This window comes from Frankia sp. CeRuru1 (genome assembly GCF_977966315.1).
Genome location: NZ_CDWWEW010000031.1, coordinates 8,654 through 25,649, shown reverse-complemented (window position 1 = coordinate 25,649; position 16,996 = coordinate 8,654). Strand labels below are relative to the sequence as shown.

Genomic DNA, 16,996 nt, shown 5'->3' with positions numbered 1-16,996 from the left:
CGTTCTGCTCCCACAGTCCCCAGGCCAGCGACACACTGGGCCGACCCTCCGCACGCCGCCGGGCCATCAACGCGTCGAGACAGGCGTTCGCCGCGGCGTAGTTACCCTGCCCGGCCGAACCCAGCAGGGCGGCGGCCGAGGAGAAGGTCACGAAGGCGTCCAGGTCGGCGTCCCGGGTCAGCTCGTCGAGGTGCTGGACGGCGTCGACCTTGGGCGCGAACACCGCGGCCATCCGCTCCGGCGTCAGCGCGCCGACCACGCCGTCGTCCAGCACGCCGGCCAGGTGCACGACCGCGCACAACGGGTGCCCGGCAGCGACACCCCTCAGGAGCGCGGCCACCTCGTCGCGGTCGGCGACGTCGGCCGCGACCAGCGCGACGTCCTCGGCGCCCAGCATGCGCAGCTCGTCCGCGAGTTCCCGGGCGCCCTCGGCCTCCGGGCCGCGCCGGCTGGCCAGCAGGAGGTGCCGGACGCCGTGCTCGGTCACCAGGTGCCGGGCCACGACGCCGCCCAGCGAGCCGGTGCCACCGGTCAGGAGCACGGTGCCGCCGGGCCGGAAAACAGGCCGCTCCCCGACTGTCCCGTCTCCGTCCGCCGTGCCGTGACGGACCATCCGCGGCACGCTCAGCGCCGACCCGCGGACGGCGACCTGCGGCTCGCCTGAGGCCAGCACAGCGGCCAGCACGAGCTCCACCTCCGCGCCGGGCTCAAGGTCGAGCAGGACGATCCGGTCCGGGTGCTCGGCCTGGGCGGCGCGGACCAGTCCCCAGACCGCGGCGCCGGCCGGGTCGGGCACGTCGCCGTCCGCCGCCTGCACCGCCGTGCGGGTCAGGACCACGAGCCGGGAGCTGGCAGGGCCGGACACGGCCAGCCATGCCTGCAGCGCGGCCAGCACCTGGCAGGTCCGCCCGAGCGCGTCGTCGCCGACCGCGCCGTCCAGCACCGCGACCGGCGCACCGAGGCCGGCGACGTCCTGGGCGGTGGCGATTCTGGCGACCGCCGGCAGTGCCGGCGCGTCAGTGGCCGGCCGCAGCTCGCTCCATTCCAGGTGAAACAGCAGGTCCCGATGCTCGTCGGCGGCCGCGCCGATCTGCTGCGCCGAGACCGGCAGTGACACGAGCGAGTCCATCGTGACCACGATCTCGCCGGATTCGTCGGCCGCCTGGAAGGACAGCGCGTCCGGGCCGGCCGGGGCCACCCGCACCCGCAGGGCCGACGACCCGGCGGCGTGCAGGACCAGCCCGTTCCAGGCGAACGGCAGCACCGCCCGTTCGTCGTCCGGGTTCACGAACGCGTTGGTGTGCAGGGCGGCGTCCAACAGCGCGGGATGGATGCCGAACCGGCCGGCCTGCTCATGCTGGTCGCGCGGCAGTGCCGCCTCCGCGAACACCTCCGCGCCCCGCCGCCACACCGCGCGCAGGCCCTGGAACGCCGGGCCGTACGCGTAGCCGCGGGCGACGAGATCGGTGTAGAAGTCGGCGATCTCGACCGGCTCGGCGCCCGGTGGCGGCCACGCCGCGAAGTCGACCGCCGCCGCGGCAGCCCGGTGCGCGCCGTCCGACAGCAGGCCGGTGGCGTGCCGGCTCCAGGAACCGGCCGGGTCGTCGTCCCGCGCGGAGTAGACGTCGATCGTGCGGGTGCCGTTCGGGCTCGGCCCGCTGACCGCCACCTGGACCCGGACGCCGCCCTTCTCCGGCAGCGCCAGCGGCGCCTCGATCACAAGCTCGTCCAGCACGCCGCAGCCGAACTCGTCGCCGGCCCGGACGGCGAGGTCGACGTACACCGTGCCCGGCACGATCACGTGGTCGCGCATCGCGTGGTCGGCCAGCCAGGGGTGGGTCTTCAGCGACAGCCGGGAGGTGAAGGCCAGGCCGTCGGACTGCGGCAGCGGCACGATCGCGCCGAGCAGGGGGTGATCGCTCGGGGTCAGGCCCAGCGAGGCAGCGTCCGAGCGCCCGGAGCCGAGCTGCAGCCAGTAGTGCCGGCGGTCGAAGGCGTAGGTCGGCAGGTCGTTCCAGCCGGATCCGCTGCCCGGGACAGCGAGGGCCATGGCCGGAAGCACCGGAGCCCAGTCGAGGTCGACGCCGCGGACGAACAGCTCGGCCATCGAGGTCATCAGCCGGCCCAGGCCACCCTCGTCACGGCGCAGCGACCCCACGGCCGTGGCCTGCGGGACGGCGCCGTCCCCGTCCCCGCGGCCGTCGACGATCTCGCTGATCGGCTGGACGAGGACCGGGTGGGCGCTGGCCTCCAGGAACATCCCGTGCCCGCTCGCGAGCAGGTCCTCGACCGCTGGGGCGAAACGGACCGGCTGACGCAGGTTCCGGAACCAGTACCCGCCGTCCAGCACGCCGGCCTCACGCACCCACTCGCCGGTGACCGTGGAACGGAACGGGATGGTCGGCGCCTGCGCGCGGATACCGGCGAAGGCGTCGGACAGGGTGGAGCGGACCGCCTCCACGTGGCCGGTGTGGGAGGCGTAGTCGACGGTGATCCGACGCACCCGCACGCCCTGGTCGGTCAGTTCCTCCAGTGCGTCGTCGAGCGCCTCGGCGTCGCCGGCGATCACGACGCTGCGCGGCCCGTTGACGGCGGCGATCTCGATCCGGCCCGACCAGCGGGTGATCCGGTCGGCGGCCTCCGCCTCGCTCAGCGCGATCGAGGCCATGCCGCCGCGCCCGGACAACCGCTCACCGATCGCCTGGCTACGCACGGCCACGATGCGGGCGGCGTCGTCCAGGCTGAGCACGCCGGCCACGCAGGCGGCCGCGATCTCGCCCTGCGAGTGGCCCACGACGGCGTCCGGCAGCACCCCGACCGACTGCCAGAACGCGGCCAGGCCGAGCATGACGGCGAACCCGGCCGGCTGAACGACGTCCACCCGGTTCGCCAGCTCCGGCGGGGCGTCGCCGCGCAGCACGTCCACCACCGACCAGTCGACCCAGCGTTCCAGGGCCGCCGCGCACTCGGCGATCCGGGCAGCGAACACCGCTGAGGTGTCCAGCAGTTCCCGGCCCATGCCGGCCCACTGCGTGCCCTGGCCGGGGAACACCCATACGAGCTTGCCGGGCGAGCCGGCCCGCCCGGTCACCGCTGCCGGCGTGCTCTCGCCGCGGGCGAGGGCGGCCAGGCTGTCGCGGGCCTGGCCGGCGGACCGGGCCACCACCACCGCGCGCTCGGCGAACACCGCCCGCCGGGTGGCCAGCAGGCCAGCCATCCGGGGCAGCATGTCCTCCGGGGTTTCGCCGAGAGCGTCGAGGTAGCTGACGAACCGCTCGAGCTGGCCGGTCAGGGATGCGGGTGCGGCGGCGGTGACCACGAGCGGCACCGGACCGGACGGCGTTCCGGACGCGGGCGCCACGCCGGGGGGAGCCGCTGCGCCGGATGCCGCCGCCGCGGCGGGAGCGGGCCGGGCATCGGGGGCGGGGACAGTCGCGGCCTCCCGTGCGGGCTCGGCCGCGGGCGCCTCCTCGACGATCAGGTGGGCGTTGGTCCCACTCGCGCCGAACGCGGACACTCCGGCCCGGCGGGGGTGCCCGTTCACCGGCCAGGGCCGGGCCTCGGTGAGCAGCGCGATGCCGCCGGACGACCAGTCGGCCTGCGGGGTAGGCGCGTCGACATGCCGGGTGGCGGGCAGCACACCGTGCTGCAGCGCGAGCACGGTCCGGATCAGCGCGGCCACCCCGGAGGCCGCCTGGGTGTGCCCGATCACTGACTTCACCGAGCCCAGCCACAGCGGGGAGTCCGCGTCGCGGCCCTGGCCGTAGGTCGCCTGCAACGCCTGGATCTCGATCGGGTCACCGAGCACGGTCCCGGTGCCGTGGCCCTCGACGGTGTCGACGTCGGCCGGCTCCAGGTCGGAGGCGGCGAGCGCCCTGCGGATCACCCGCTGCTGGGCCGGGCCGTTCGGCGCCGTCAGCCCGTTCGAGGCGCCGTCCTGGTTCACCGCCGAGCCGCGGACGACGGCCAGCACCTGGTGACCGTGCTCGCGGGCCCGGGACAGCTGCTCCAGCACGACGACGCCGACGCCCTCGGCCCAGCCGGACCCGTCGGCGCAGGCGGCGTAGGACTTGCAGCGGCCGTCGAACGCGAGCGCCCGCTGCCGGGCGAACCCCACGAAACCACCGGGCGTGGCCATCACCGTGGAACCGCCGACCAGCGCCATCGAGCACTCGCCGCGGCGCAGGGCCTGTGCGGCCAGGTGCACGGCGACCAGCGACGACGAGCACATCGTGTCGACCGTGACGGCGGGGCCTTCCAGACCCAGGGTGTAGGATACCCGGCCGGAGGCCACGCCGCCGGCGGTGCCGAGCGCGCGTTCCAGGCTCAGGAAGCCCTCGTACCCGCTGAGATCGGGGGCGTAGTCCTGGTGCACGACACCCGCGTAGACACCGACGTCGCTGCCGCGCAGGCTGTGCGGATCGATACCGGCCCGTTCCAGCGCCTCCCAGGACACCTCGAGCAGCTGGCGCTGCTGCGGGTCCATGGCGAGCGCCTCGCGCGGGGAGATACCGAAGAACCCGGCGTCGAACTGGCCGGCGTCGTGCAGGAAGGCACCCTCCCGCACATAGGTCGTGCCCGGGTTGTCGGGGTCGGGGTGGTACAGGCCCTCGAGGTCCCAGCCGCGGTCCTGCGGAAACGGCGTGTAGACGTCGGTGCCGTCGGTCAGCACCCGCCAGAGATCCTCCGGGGTGCGGATCCCGCCCGCGTAGCGACAGGCCATCGACACAATCGCGATTGGCTCGGCGACAGCCGCGGCGAGCCGGCTGTTCTCCTGCTGCAGCCGCGTGTTCTCCTTCAGTGAGACACGCAGTGCATTGACGAGTTGCTCGTCAGGCGCCGGCATATCGATCCCTTCGTGGTCGTCCGCTGGCTGTGCTCGTGGGGCTCCCGGCGGGGCCTATCCGGCCGCGTCGAGGGCGCGTTGCACGAGCGCCGCAACATCCATGCCGTCGATCAGGTCGAAGTCGTCGCCCGGGATGGCGGCGGGGAACGCAGTCGGGTCCGGGGTGTCCGTGTCGCGCCCGTCACCGTCCGAGCCGCCGTCTGTGCGGCCGTCGGAGGCGGCCAGCGCGAGCAGGGCCGGCAGCAGGCCGGCCTGCTCGATCCGGGCGAGCGGCACAGACGCCAGGACCTGCCGGACCTCCTCCTCCCGCGCGGCCGGGTCGTTCTCCGGCTCGCGCAGCAGCTCCTCGCGCAGGTGGCCGACGAGGGCGTCCGGGGTCGGGTAGTCGAAGATCAGCGTGGTCGGCAGCCGCAGCCCGGTGGCAGCGTTCAGGCTGTTGCGCAGGTTCACCGCGGCCAGCGAGTCGAACCCGGCCTCCTGGAATGCCTGCAGGGCCCCGATGGCCTCACCGCTGCCGTGGCCGAGCACGGTGGCGGCGTGGCCACGGACCAGCCGGAGCAGCATCCGGTTGCGCTCCGCCTCGGGCACCGCCCGCAGCGAGCCCACGAGCGCGGACGCCGAGTCGCTGTCCTGGTCGGGCTGGGCCGCCCGCAGCGCTGCCGCGGCCTCCTCCAGATCGGCGAAAAGCGGGCTCGGGCGGACGGAGGTGAACGCCGGCATGAACGCCGACCAGTCGATGTCGACGACGACGACGGACCGGTCGTCCGCCTCGACCGCCTGTTCCAGCGCCGTCACCGCCACGTCCGGCGCCATGGGCAGCACGCCCCGCCGGCGCAGCTGGGCGAGGGTGTTCTCGTCCATGCCGATCCCGACCTCGTCGAGCGCGCCCCACGCGATCGAGGTCGCCCGCAGCCCACGCCCGCGCCGTGCGTCCACGAGCGCGTCCAGGACGGCGTTGGCCGCGCCGGACATGCCCTGGCCGCCACCGCCCCACACCGCGGCGATCGAGGAGAACACCACGAACGCCTGGAGCGGTGTGTCCGCGAAGCGCTCTGCCAGCCACTGCGCCTGGTCGACCTTCGCGGCGAAGACGGCGGTCACATCGTCCGGCCCGCTGGCGTCAACCATGCTGGTCCAGGTGATGTCGGCGGCGTGCATGACGCCGGTCAGCGGGCGCTGGGGACCGGCCGCGGCGAGCAGGGCGTCGAGCCCGGCGGTGTCACCGGCGGGGCAGGAGGTCACGATGGTGGCCAGCCCGAGCTCGGCCAGCCCGGCGCGCAGCCGGTCCACCGGGTCGGCTTCGCCGCCGCTGTCGGCAGGGTCAGGGCCGGCCGGCGCCGCACCCGACGGGGTCGACGTGGTGACGAGGAGGTGCTCGGCGCCGCCGCGGGCCAGCCAGAGCGAGGCGTGCCGGCCCAGTCCTTCCGCACCGCCGGTCACCAGCACCGTGCCACTCGGGCGCCAGTGGCCTTCGGCCGGCTCGGGTGCGGGGCGGCGCACAAGCCGGCGGCCGTAGACGCCGGACCGGCGGATCGCGAGCTGGTCCTCTCCGGTGTCGCCGGCCAGGACGCCGAGCAGGTGCCGGAGGGCGCGCCCGTCCAGGCCGGCGGGCAGGTCGACGAGGCCGCCCCAGCGATCCGGGTGCTCCAGGGCGACCGCCCGGCCCAGGCCCCACAGCGCCGCCTGCGCCGATGCGGTCACGGCGTCCTGCACGCCGATGTTCACCGCGCCGCGGGTCAGGCACCACAGCGGTGCGGTCATGCCGACGTCCCCGAGGGCCTGCACGAGGGTGAGCGTGCCGAGCGTGACCTCCCGCGGGGTCGCCACGCACGCGTCGTCCGGGGTGAGCCTCCCGCTGTCCAGGGCGAGCAGGGAAAGTACGCCGGAGACATCGCTGCTGGCGGCGGTTGCGGTGATCTGCCGGGCGAGGGCGGGCCGGTCGGCGCCGCGCGGCACCTCCAGTCCGACGGCGTCCAGACCCAGGTCGGTCAGCGCCTGGACGACACCGGCCGGATCTGCTCCGCCGGTGGCCGGCCGGAGCACCAGCCACCGCCCGATCGGGACGCCCGACGGGTCCCGCTCCACTGGCTGCCAGGTGACGTGGTGGCGCAGCTGCAGCGCCGCGGACCGTTCCCGGCGCCGGTCGCGCCAGTTCAACAGCAGCGGCAGCACCGGCGCCAGCACGCCGGCCCCGCCGCTGGCCAGACCGAGGAGTCGGCCGAGCACACCGGGGTCGGCCTGTTCGACGGCGGCCCAGAACTCGGCGTCCTCGCCGCCATCCGCCGTGCCGTCCGGGTCACCCGCGTCGCGCAGCCAGTAGCGCTGGCGGTCGAACGCGTAGGTGGGCAGCTCCACCCGGTGGCCGCCGGCGGGCGGCAGCACGCTCGCCCAGTCGACGGTGACGCCTGCCGCGAACAGCTCGCCGAGCGAGGCCAGCAGCCGGCGCCGCCCACCGTCGTCGCGGCGCAGCGTGCCGGTCGAGGCGAGGGTGACACCGGCCGCCTCGGCGGCCTCGGTGACCGGCTGGACGAGTACGGGGTGCGGGCTGACCTCGACAAAGGTCGTGAATCCAACCTTGATCAGGTCTGCCACCGACGGCCCGAAGAGCACCTGGTCGCGCAGGTTCCGGTACCAGTAGCCGCCGTCGAGCACACCGGCGTCGCTGACCCAGCCCTGGAGCAGGGTGGAGTAGAACGGAAGGGCCGGGGCCTGCGCCTCGATCCCGGCGAGGACCTCCGCCAGCACCGGTTCGAGCGCCTCCACGTGCGCGGTGTGCGAGGCGTAGTCCACCGCGACCCGCCGAACCCGGACGCCGTCGGCAGCCAGACTCTCCAGCACGCCGTCCAGCGCATCGCTGTCGCCGGCCACCACGACCGACGCCGGGCTGTTCACCGCAGCGACCGACACCCGGCCGGCCCACGGCTCCAACCACCGCGCCATCTGGGCCTCCGGCAGCGCCACCGAGGCCATCCCGCCCCGGCCGGCGAGGCCGGACGCGATGGCCTGGCTGCGCCGGGCCACCACCCGGGCGGCGTCGGCGAGGCTCAGCGCGCCGGCCACGAACGCGGCGGCGATCTCGCCCTGCGAGTGGCCGATCACGACGTCCGGCACGACCCCGGCAGCCGCCCACACGGCCGCGAGGCCGACCATCACGGCGAAGCTGCTGACCTGGACGACGTCCACCCGGTCGGCGAACCCGTCCCCGACCTCGCCGCGCAGCACGTCCTCCAGCGACCAGTCGATCCATGGCCGCAACGCTTCGGCACAGGCCCGGACCTGCTCGACGAACACCGGATTCGTGTCCAGCAACGCGCGACCCATGCCGGGCCACTGTGCGCCCTGGCCAGGGAACACCCATGCCAGCTTGCCGGCCGCCGTCGCGGCGGGGCCGGTGACGACACCCGGGTGGCTCTCGCCACGGGCCAGCGCCCGCAGCCCGGTCAGGGCCTCGCCGTTCGTCGCGGCGAGCACCACCGCCCGTCGTCCCAGAGTCGCCCGCTGGGTGACGAGCGCGGTCGCGAGGTCGGGCAGCGGGACCGGGGTGTCGACAAGCTCGGCCAGCCGGGCTGCCTGCCCGGCCAGCGCGGGCGCGGTCCGGGCCGAGACCACGAGCGGCACGAGCTCGTCCGCCCGGGTGGGGTCGGCGTGGGGCCGCCGAGCGCGATCGCCGGCCGGGACTGGACCTTCACCGGCCTGGCCGTCGTCGGCCGCCGGCGCGGCCGCGGCGGCCGGAACCTCGCCGACGACCGGCTCCTCGCCGGGCGCCTCCTCGAGGATGACGTGCGCGTTGGTACCGCTGGCACCGAACGACGACACGCCCGCTCGCCGCGGCCGGCCGTCCCGGACCCACTCCCGTTCCGTTGTCAGCAGTTCCACGGCGCCTTCGGCCCAGTCGACCTGGCCGGTCGGCTCGGCGACGTGCAGCGTGGCCGGAAGGACTCCGTGGCGCAGCGCCTGGACCGTCTTGATCACGCCGGCCACCCCGGCCGCGGCCTGGGTGTGGCCGATGTTGGACTTCAGCGAACCCAGCCACAGCGGCCGGCCCGGCTCCCGGCCCTGCCCGTACGTGGCCATCAGCGCCTGGATCTCGATCGGGTCGCCGAGTGTCGTGCCGGTGCCGTGGCCCTCCACGGCGTCGACGTCGGCCGGGGACAGCCCGGCGCCAGCCAGGGCCTGCCAGATGACCCGCTGCTGCGACGGGCCGTTCGGCGCCGTCAGCCCGTTCGAGGCGCCGTCGGAGTTGACGGCGCTGCCCCGTACCAGCGCGAGCACCCGGTGCCCGCGCCGCCGTGCCTGCGAGAGCCGCTCCAACAGCAGGACTCCGACGCCCTCGGACCAGCCGGTGCCGGCCGCCGTCGACGAGTAGGACCGGCACCGGCCGTCCGCGGACAGCCCGCGCTGCCGGGAGAACTCCAGGAAGGCATCCGGGCTCGCCATCACGGTCGCGCCGCCGGCGAGCGCCATCGAGCACTCGCCGCGGCGCAGCGCCTGCGCGGCCAGGTGGATCGCCACGAGCGAGGAGGAGCAGGCGGTGTCGACCGTGACGGCCGGCCCCTCGAACCCGAACACGTACGACACCCGGCCCGAGGCCACGCTGGACGCCGTCCCGGTCATCACATAGCCCTGCGCGTCCTCCGGCACCCGCCGCAGCCGGGTGACGTAGTCGTGGTGGACGATCCCGGTGAAGACGCCGACGTCGCGCCCACGCAGCGAGAGCGGGTCGATCCCGGCCCGTTCCAGCACCTCCCAGGACGTCTCGAGCAGCAGCCGCTGCTGCGGGTCCATCGCGAGCACTTCGCGCGGGGAGATGCCGAACAGTGCGGCGTCGAAGAGGGCGGCGTCGTTGAGGAACCCGCCGGAGCGGGTGTAGCTGGTGCCGGCGTGGGCGGGGTCGGGATGGTAGAGCCGGTCGACGTCCCAGTCCCGGTCGGCAGGGAAGTCGCCGACAGCGTCCCGGCGGTCGCGCAGCAGGGACCACAGCGCCTCCGGGCTGTCGGCGCCGCCGGGCAGCCGGTTGGCCATGGCCACGATCGCGATCGGCTCGTCCGGCTCGCCCGGTGCCGCGAGGACCGGCATCCCAGCCGCCGGCTCGGCGTCGCCGGACAGCCGCCCGAGCAGGTGAGTGGCCAGCAGCCCAGGCGTGGGGTGATCGAAGACAAGCGTGCTGGGCAGCTCCACGCCGGTGAAGTCGCGCAGCCGGTTGCGCAGCCGGACCGCTCCCAGCGAGTCGAAGCCCAGGTTCTTGAAGGGTTGGTCGGGGTCGAAGCCCTCGTCGGGGGTGTCCGTGCCATGGCCGAGCACCACGAGCACGCTCTCGCGGACCAGGTCGGCCAGCGCCCTGGCCCGCCGGGCGCGGTCGGGGTCGGCCAGGCGCTCGTCCGGACGGACGCGGCGATCCGCGGGGTTCTCGAACACCGCGTCCGGGCGGTCCGGGTCGCTCGCGGACCCGGCGGCGGCCGCAGCGAGGCCCGCGGAGCCGGCCTGCACCCAGTAGCGGCGGTGTTGGAAGGCGTAGGTCGGCAGGTCCACGTTCGGGGCGGGCACACCGTCGCGGCCCAGGAACGCCGGCCAGTCGACTGCCACGCCGTGGGTGTGCAGCTCGGCGAGCGCGGTGCGCACAGCAGCGCTCTCGGCGGTGTCGGCCGGCAGCACAGCCACCGCGTGCAGGGCCGGGCGTCCGCTCAGCGCCTCGTCCGGAAGATCCAGAAGCATCGCGGTCAGGACCCCGCCGGGGCCGAGCTCCAGGACATGGGCGGCGCCCTCGGCCCGCAGCGCCGCGACGGCGTCAGCGAACCGGACGGGCTGGCGGACCTGCTCCACCCAGTAGTCCGGCGTGGCCCACCGGCCCAGCCGGTCGGGCCCGCCGGTGAGCGTGGAGACAACCGGCAGCCCAGCGGGCCGGTAGGTCAGCCGCTCGGCGACCGCCCGGAACTCGGTGAGCATCGGCTCCATCAGCGCCGAGTGGAAGGCGTGGCTGACGGCGAGCCGGTGGGTGCGCCGCCCCTGGGCCGCCAGCTCGGCCGCGACGGCCAGCACAGCGTCCTCGGCCCCGGACAGCACGACGGCGCCGGGCCCGTTCACCGCGGCCAGGCCGGCCGCCCCGGCCGTCCGCTCCAGCAGCGCAGTGACCTCCTCCTCGCTCGCCTGGACGGCGACCATCGCGCCGCCGTCGGGCAGGGCGTCCATCAGCCGCCCGCGGGCGGCGACGAGCGCGGCGGCGTCCTCGAGGTCGAGCACACCGGCGACGTGGGCCGCGGCCAGTTCGCCGATCGAGTGGCCAGCCGCCAGGTCTGCCTGCACGCCCCAGGCGGCGAACAGCCGGAACAGCGCGGTCTCCAGCGCGAACAGCCCTGCCTGGGCGTAGACCGTGCGCTCCAGCAGCGCCGCGTCGTCCGAGCCGGGCGCGGCGGAAAGCACCGCGCGCAGCGGCCGGGCGAGGTGGCCGTCCAGGTGGTGTTGCAGGATGTCGAGGGCGCCGTCGAAGGCAGCCCGGAACACCGGGTACCGCTCGGCGAGCTCGCCGCCCATCCCGGCCCGCTGGCTGCCCTGGCCGGTGAACAGCACGGCCAGTCTGCCCTCGGTCACCGTGCCGGTGACCGTGTCCGGTCCCGGCGTGCCCGTCTGCAGCGCCTGGAGTTGCGTGACGAGACCGGCCCGGTCGGCGGCGACAACGACGGCGCGGTACTCGAGGTGCGCCCGGGTGGTGGCGAGGGCGTGTGCGACATCGGGGTCCGGCAGGTTCGGCCGGGCCTCCAGGAACCCGGCCAGCCGGCCGGCCTGTCCGCCCAGGCCCGCCGGAGTGCGGGCGGACAGCGGCAGCGCGACGGGCTCCAGGGGCCCGTCGGTGGCTGGATGGCTGGCCGGTTCCGTTGCCGGACGGTCGCTTTCGAGCCGGTCCTCCGCAGGCGGCTCCGCAATGATGACGTGCGCGTTCGTACCGCCGATACCGAACGACGAGACCCCGGCCCGCCGGGGCCGGCCGGTGCGGGGCCACGTCTGCGCCGCTGTCAGGAGCCGGATGCCACCGCCGGACCAGTCAACGTGCTCCGAAGGCCGGTCCACATGCAGCGTGCGAGGCAGCACGCCATGTCGCAGCGCCATCACCATTTTGATCACGCCGGCTGCTCCGGCGGCGGCCTGGGTGTGACCGAGGTTCGACTTGATCGACCCCAGCCACAGCGGCCGGCGGTCCAGCCGAACCGCTCCGTACGTCTCCAGCAGCGCCTGCGCCTCGATCGGGTCGCCGAGCGTGGTGCCGGTGCCATGGCCCTCGACAGCGTCGATGTCCGCCGGCTCCAGGCCGGCATCCGCCAGCGCGGACCGGATCACCCGCTGCTGCGACGGCCCGTTCGGTGCCGTCAGACCGTTCGAGGCGCCGTCGGAGTTGACCGCGGATCCCGCAACGACGGCGAGCACCTGGTGCCCGGCCCGGCGGGCGTCGGAGAGCCGCTCCAGCAGAAGCAGGCCGACGCCCTCCGACCAGCCCGTCCCGTCGGCGGCGTCCGCGAACGCCTTGCAGCGCCCGTCCGGCGCCAGGCCCCGCTGCCGCGAGAACTCCACGAACGTCTGCGGGTCGGCCATCACCATGACACCGCCGGCCAGCGCCATCGAGCACTCGCCGGCCCGCAGCGCCCGGGTCGCCAGGTGAAGGGCGACCAGCGACGACGAGCACGCCGTGTCGAGCGTGATGGCCGGGCCCTCGAACCCGTAGTGGTAGGCCAACCGGCCGGACAGCACACTGGCCGACGACCCGGTCAGCCGGAACCCCTCCACGTCCGCCGCGTCCCGCGTCAGCACGGCGTAGTCGTGGCTGTTCACCCCCACGAACACTCCGACGTCCCGGCCGGCCAGCGATGTCGCGTCGATGTGGGCCCGCTCGAACAGCTCCCACGACGTCTCCAGCAGCAGCCGCTGCTGTGGATCCATCGCCAACGCCTCGACCGGTGAGATGCCGAAGAACGCGGCGTCGAAACCGGCGGCGTCGTCCAGGAACGCACCGTGCCGGACGTAGGACGTCCCGAGGTGGTCGGGGTCCGGGTGGTAGAGCCGCTCGACGTCCCAGCCCCGGTCGGACGGGAACCCGGTCACCGCGTCGCCGCCCTCGGACACGAGCCGCCACAGGTCCTCCGGGCTATGCACGTGGCCGGGGAAGTGGCAGGCCATCGCGACGACGGCAACCGGCTCGTCCGCCGGCCTGGTCCGCACGGTCGAGGTGGCCGTGGGGGCGGCGAACAGCTTCGCGCGGAGGTGCTCGGCGAGGGCGGCCGGGCGCGGGTGGTCGAAGACGGTCGCCGGCGGCAGCGTGAGACCGGTGGCCCGGGTCAGCCTGTTCCGCAGCTCGACCGCGGTGAGCGAGTCGAAACCGGCGTCTTTGAAGGTCCTTCCGGAGGAGACGGCCTCGGGGTCGCGGTGTCCCAGCACCTCGGCGGCGAGCCGGCGCACCAGCCGGTCCAGCCGGTCGGTCTGCTCCCGCGGTTCAAGCCCGGAGAGCTCCGCCGCCAACGAGTTCGCCCCCCGCGCGGGCAAGCCGCCGTCCGCCGGCCTCAGGAGGGGGACCAGTCCCCGCAGCAGCGGTCCGACGGGTTCACGGACGGCCGCGGCCCGCAGCCCGGCCAGGTCGAGATGGGCGGCGACCAGCGGGCTGCCTGCGTCGGCGGTCAGGAGGGCGTCGTCCAGCAGTGCGCGGCCCTCGGCGTCCGAGAGCCCCAGCATCCCGGAGCGCCGCGTCCGGCGGAGGTCGGCCGCTCCGAGATGTCGCGTCAGGCCGCTGGCCTCGCGCCAGTAACCCCACGCGATGCTGGTGCCCGGCCGCCCGGCGGCCCGGCGGCGGCCGGCGAGGGCGTCCAGCGCGGCGTTGGCCGCGGCGTAGCCGGCCTGGCCGGGATTACCGAGGACACCGGCGGCCGAGGAGTACAGCACGAACGCGGCCAGGTCCAGGTCACGGGTCAGCTCGTCGAGATGCCGAGCGGCGTCCACCTTCGGCCGCAGCACGGTGTCGAGCTGCTCGGCGGTCATCCCGGCCACCACGCCGTCGTCGAGCACGCCGGCGGTGTGCACGACGGCGGTCAGCGGCGCCTCCGCCGGCACGGCGGCCAGCAGCGCGGCCAGCTGGTCACGGTCGCCGACGTCGCACGCCGCGATCGTCACGTGGGCACCCAGCCCGGTGAGCTCCGCGTACAGGGCGTCAGCGGCGTCGGCCTCCGGGCCACGACGGCTCACGAGCAGGAGGCGGCGGACGCCGTGCCGGCGCACCAGGTGCCCGGCGGTGATCGCGCCGAGCTTTCCGGTCCCACCGGTGATCAGAACAGTGCCGTCCGGGTTCGGTGGGCGGGCCGCCAGACCCGCGCCCATGCCGTTGCCGGTGACCGCGGTGTCGTCAGTGACCGCGGTGTCGTCAGTGACCGCGCTGGTGCCGGTGACCGGCGGCTGGGGCAGTCGGGCGAGTCTCGGCGCCCGGGCCACCGGCCCGCGCAGGCGGATCTCGGGCTCGCCACTGGCCAGCATCCTGCCGAGCAGCTCGTCCGAGGGCGGCCGCTCGCCGTCGTCCACCTCGACCAGCAGGATCCGGCCCGGGTGCTCGGACGCCGCTGAGCGCAACAGTCCACGGACGGCGGCCGCACCGAGGTCCTCGCCGGTTTCGCCGAGCACGACGAGACGGCTCGACTCGAGCGACGGCTCGGCCAGCCAGGCCCGCAGCACGTCGAGGACGGCGCCGGCCGCAACCCGCGGGTCGTCCGTCCCCCGTGGCGCCTCGAGGAGCACGACGTCGGGCACCTGACCGGCGCCCGCCTCGTCAACGGCGCCCGCCGTCGCGACCCGGGCCACGCGCGGCGTGGGACCTGCGGCCGGAAGCGGTAAGTCGGCCCATTCGACGTGGTACAGCGGGAGCCGCGCGCCGACGTCCGCCGGTGAGAAGGGGCGGACCTCGACCGACACCACCGACAGCGCCGGTGCGCCGTCGGGGCCGTCCAGCCGCAGGCCGAAGCCACCGCCGGTGCGGGACACCGACGGCCGGACCTCGCTCGCGCCGGTCGCCCACAGCTGCACCCCGGACCAGACGGCGTCGGTAGTGCCCTCGGGTAGCAGGGCCCGGACAGCCACGTCGAGCAAGGTCGGGTGCAGGCCGTAGCGACCCGTGCCCCCGGACGCGGCGGTGGTGATCACTGCCATGCCCGCGGCGGGATCACTGCCGACGGAGGGGCTTTCGGGCGGACCCAGGGTGGTCACGAGGGTCCCGGCCGCGTGCCTCGTCCAGGCGTCGCGTACTCCCTCGCCGTCGCTCCGCGACCAGATCTCCACTGTGCGACGGCCAGACCCGGCGGCGGCGCCCACGACGATCTCGACGTCGCGGCCGCCGCGTTCGGGCAGGAACACGGGCCGTGCGACCTCCAGGCGCTCGAGCGCCGGAGTGCCGATCTCGGCGCCGAAGCGGACGAGCGCCTCCACGAGCGCGGCGTTCGGCATCAGGACACCGCCGGCCACGGCGTGTTCGGCCAGCCACGGGTGCGCTGCCGCCGTCCAGCGCGAGACGGCCAGGAAACCGCCGGTCGCTGGCAGGGCGGCGACCGCACCGAGCAGGGGATGGCCGGTGGGGGTCAGGCCGAGCCCGGCCGGATCGGTCGCGGTGATCGCAGGTAGCCAGTACCTCTGGTGCTCGAAGGCGTAGGTCGGCAGGTCGACCCAGGTGGCTCCGGCCGGTGTGAGGGCGGCCCAGTCGACCGGCACGCCGTGTACGAAGGCCTCGGCCAGCGAGGTCAGCAGCCGTGGGAGGCCGCCGTCGTCCCGGCGCAGCGTTCCGTTGGCCGCGACCGCGGCGCCCAGATCGTCGGCGGTCTCGGTGACCGGCTGGACCAGCACCGGGTGAGCGCTGATCTCGATGAACGTCGTGTGGCCTGCCCCGATGAGATCGGCCACCGCAGGGCCGAACAGCACCTGGTGGCGCAGGTTGCGGTACCAGTAGCCGCCGTCGAGCACGCCGGCGGCCTCCACCCAGTGCCTGGTGAGCGTGGAGTAGAACGGCAGCACGGGCACCTGCGAGCGGACCCCGGCAAGCGCCTGCGCGAGGACTGGTTCGACCGCCTCCACGTGCGGGGTGTGCGAGGCGTAGTCGACGGCCACTCGCCGGACCCGGACGCCGCCGGCCGCGAGCGCGTCCAGCGCCTCACCGAGAGCTTCCGCGGCGCCGGCGACCACCACCGAGACCGGGCTGTTCACCGCGGCCACCGACACCCGCCCCGACCAGGGCCGCAACCACTCGACGACCTCGACCTCCGGCAGCGCCACCGACGCCATCCCACCGCGACCGGCCAGCGACGCCGCGATCACCCGAGCCCGGACAGCGACCACCCGGGCCGCGTCCTCCAACGTCAGCGCACCAGCCACACAGGCAGCCGCGATCTCACCCTGGGAATGCCCGATCACGGCGTCCGGCACCACGCCGGCAGAGGTCCAGACCTGCGCGAGAGCGAGCATGACGGTGAAGCTGGCGACCTGGACGACGTCAACCCGCTCCGCGAACCCGACCTCGACCTGTCCGCGCAGGACGTCGTCCAGCGACCACTCGATCCACGGCGCGAACGCGACCTCGCACTCTCGGACCCGGGCGGCGAAGCCGGGGTGGCTGCCGAGCAGCTCACGGCCCATGCCGAGCCACTGCGCGCCCTGGCCGGGGAACACCCACACCAGCCGACCACCGCCAGTGCTACCCTCCGCCCTGACCAGGGCCGGGTCCGACTCACCGCGAGACAGCGCGAGCAGCGCCGCCCGGGCCTCCTCGTCGTCACCGGCGACGACGACGGCCCGTTCCTCGTGCACGGCGCGGTGCCGAACCAGGGCCGAGGCCAGCACGGCCAGCGAAGGCGTGGTCCCGAGCGACGCAACCAGCCGGGCGGCCTGCCCGGCCAGCGCACCCGCGGTGCGGGCCGACACCACCAGCGGCACCGGACCGGGCAGAACAGCCGGGACAACCGGCCCAGCAGGAACACCGACCGGCTCAACCCCGGCCTGACCACCGACGGACCCAGCCACGGCCACCGGCGCGACCGCGGGCGCCTCCTCAAGAATCGCGACCGCGGGCGCCTCCTCAAGAATGAGGTGGGCGTTCGTCCCACTCACACCGAACGACGACACACCCGCCCGACGCGGCCGACC

At 75.0% G+C, this 16,996-nt stretch carries 1 protein-coding gene and 1 pseudogene; both read right to left on the bottom strand.

Annotated features, from left to right (window positions below):
* Positions 1 to 4,846 (bottom strand): SDR family NAD(P)-dependent oxidoreductase (locus tag AC08OP_RS04240; RefSeq protein ID WP_476612989.1); only part of this gene is annotated, 4,846 nt, incomplete at its 3' end.
* 54 nt (positions 4,847 to 4,900) lie between these two features.
* Positions 4,901 to 16,960: pseudogene (locus AC08OP_RS04235) on the bottom strand (type I polyketide synthase); the annotation flags it as partial.
* Positions 16,961 to 16,996: the final 36 nt, after the last annotated feature.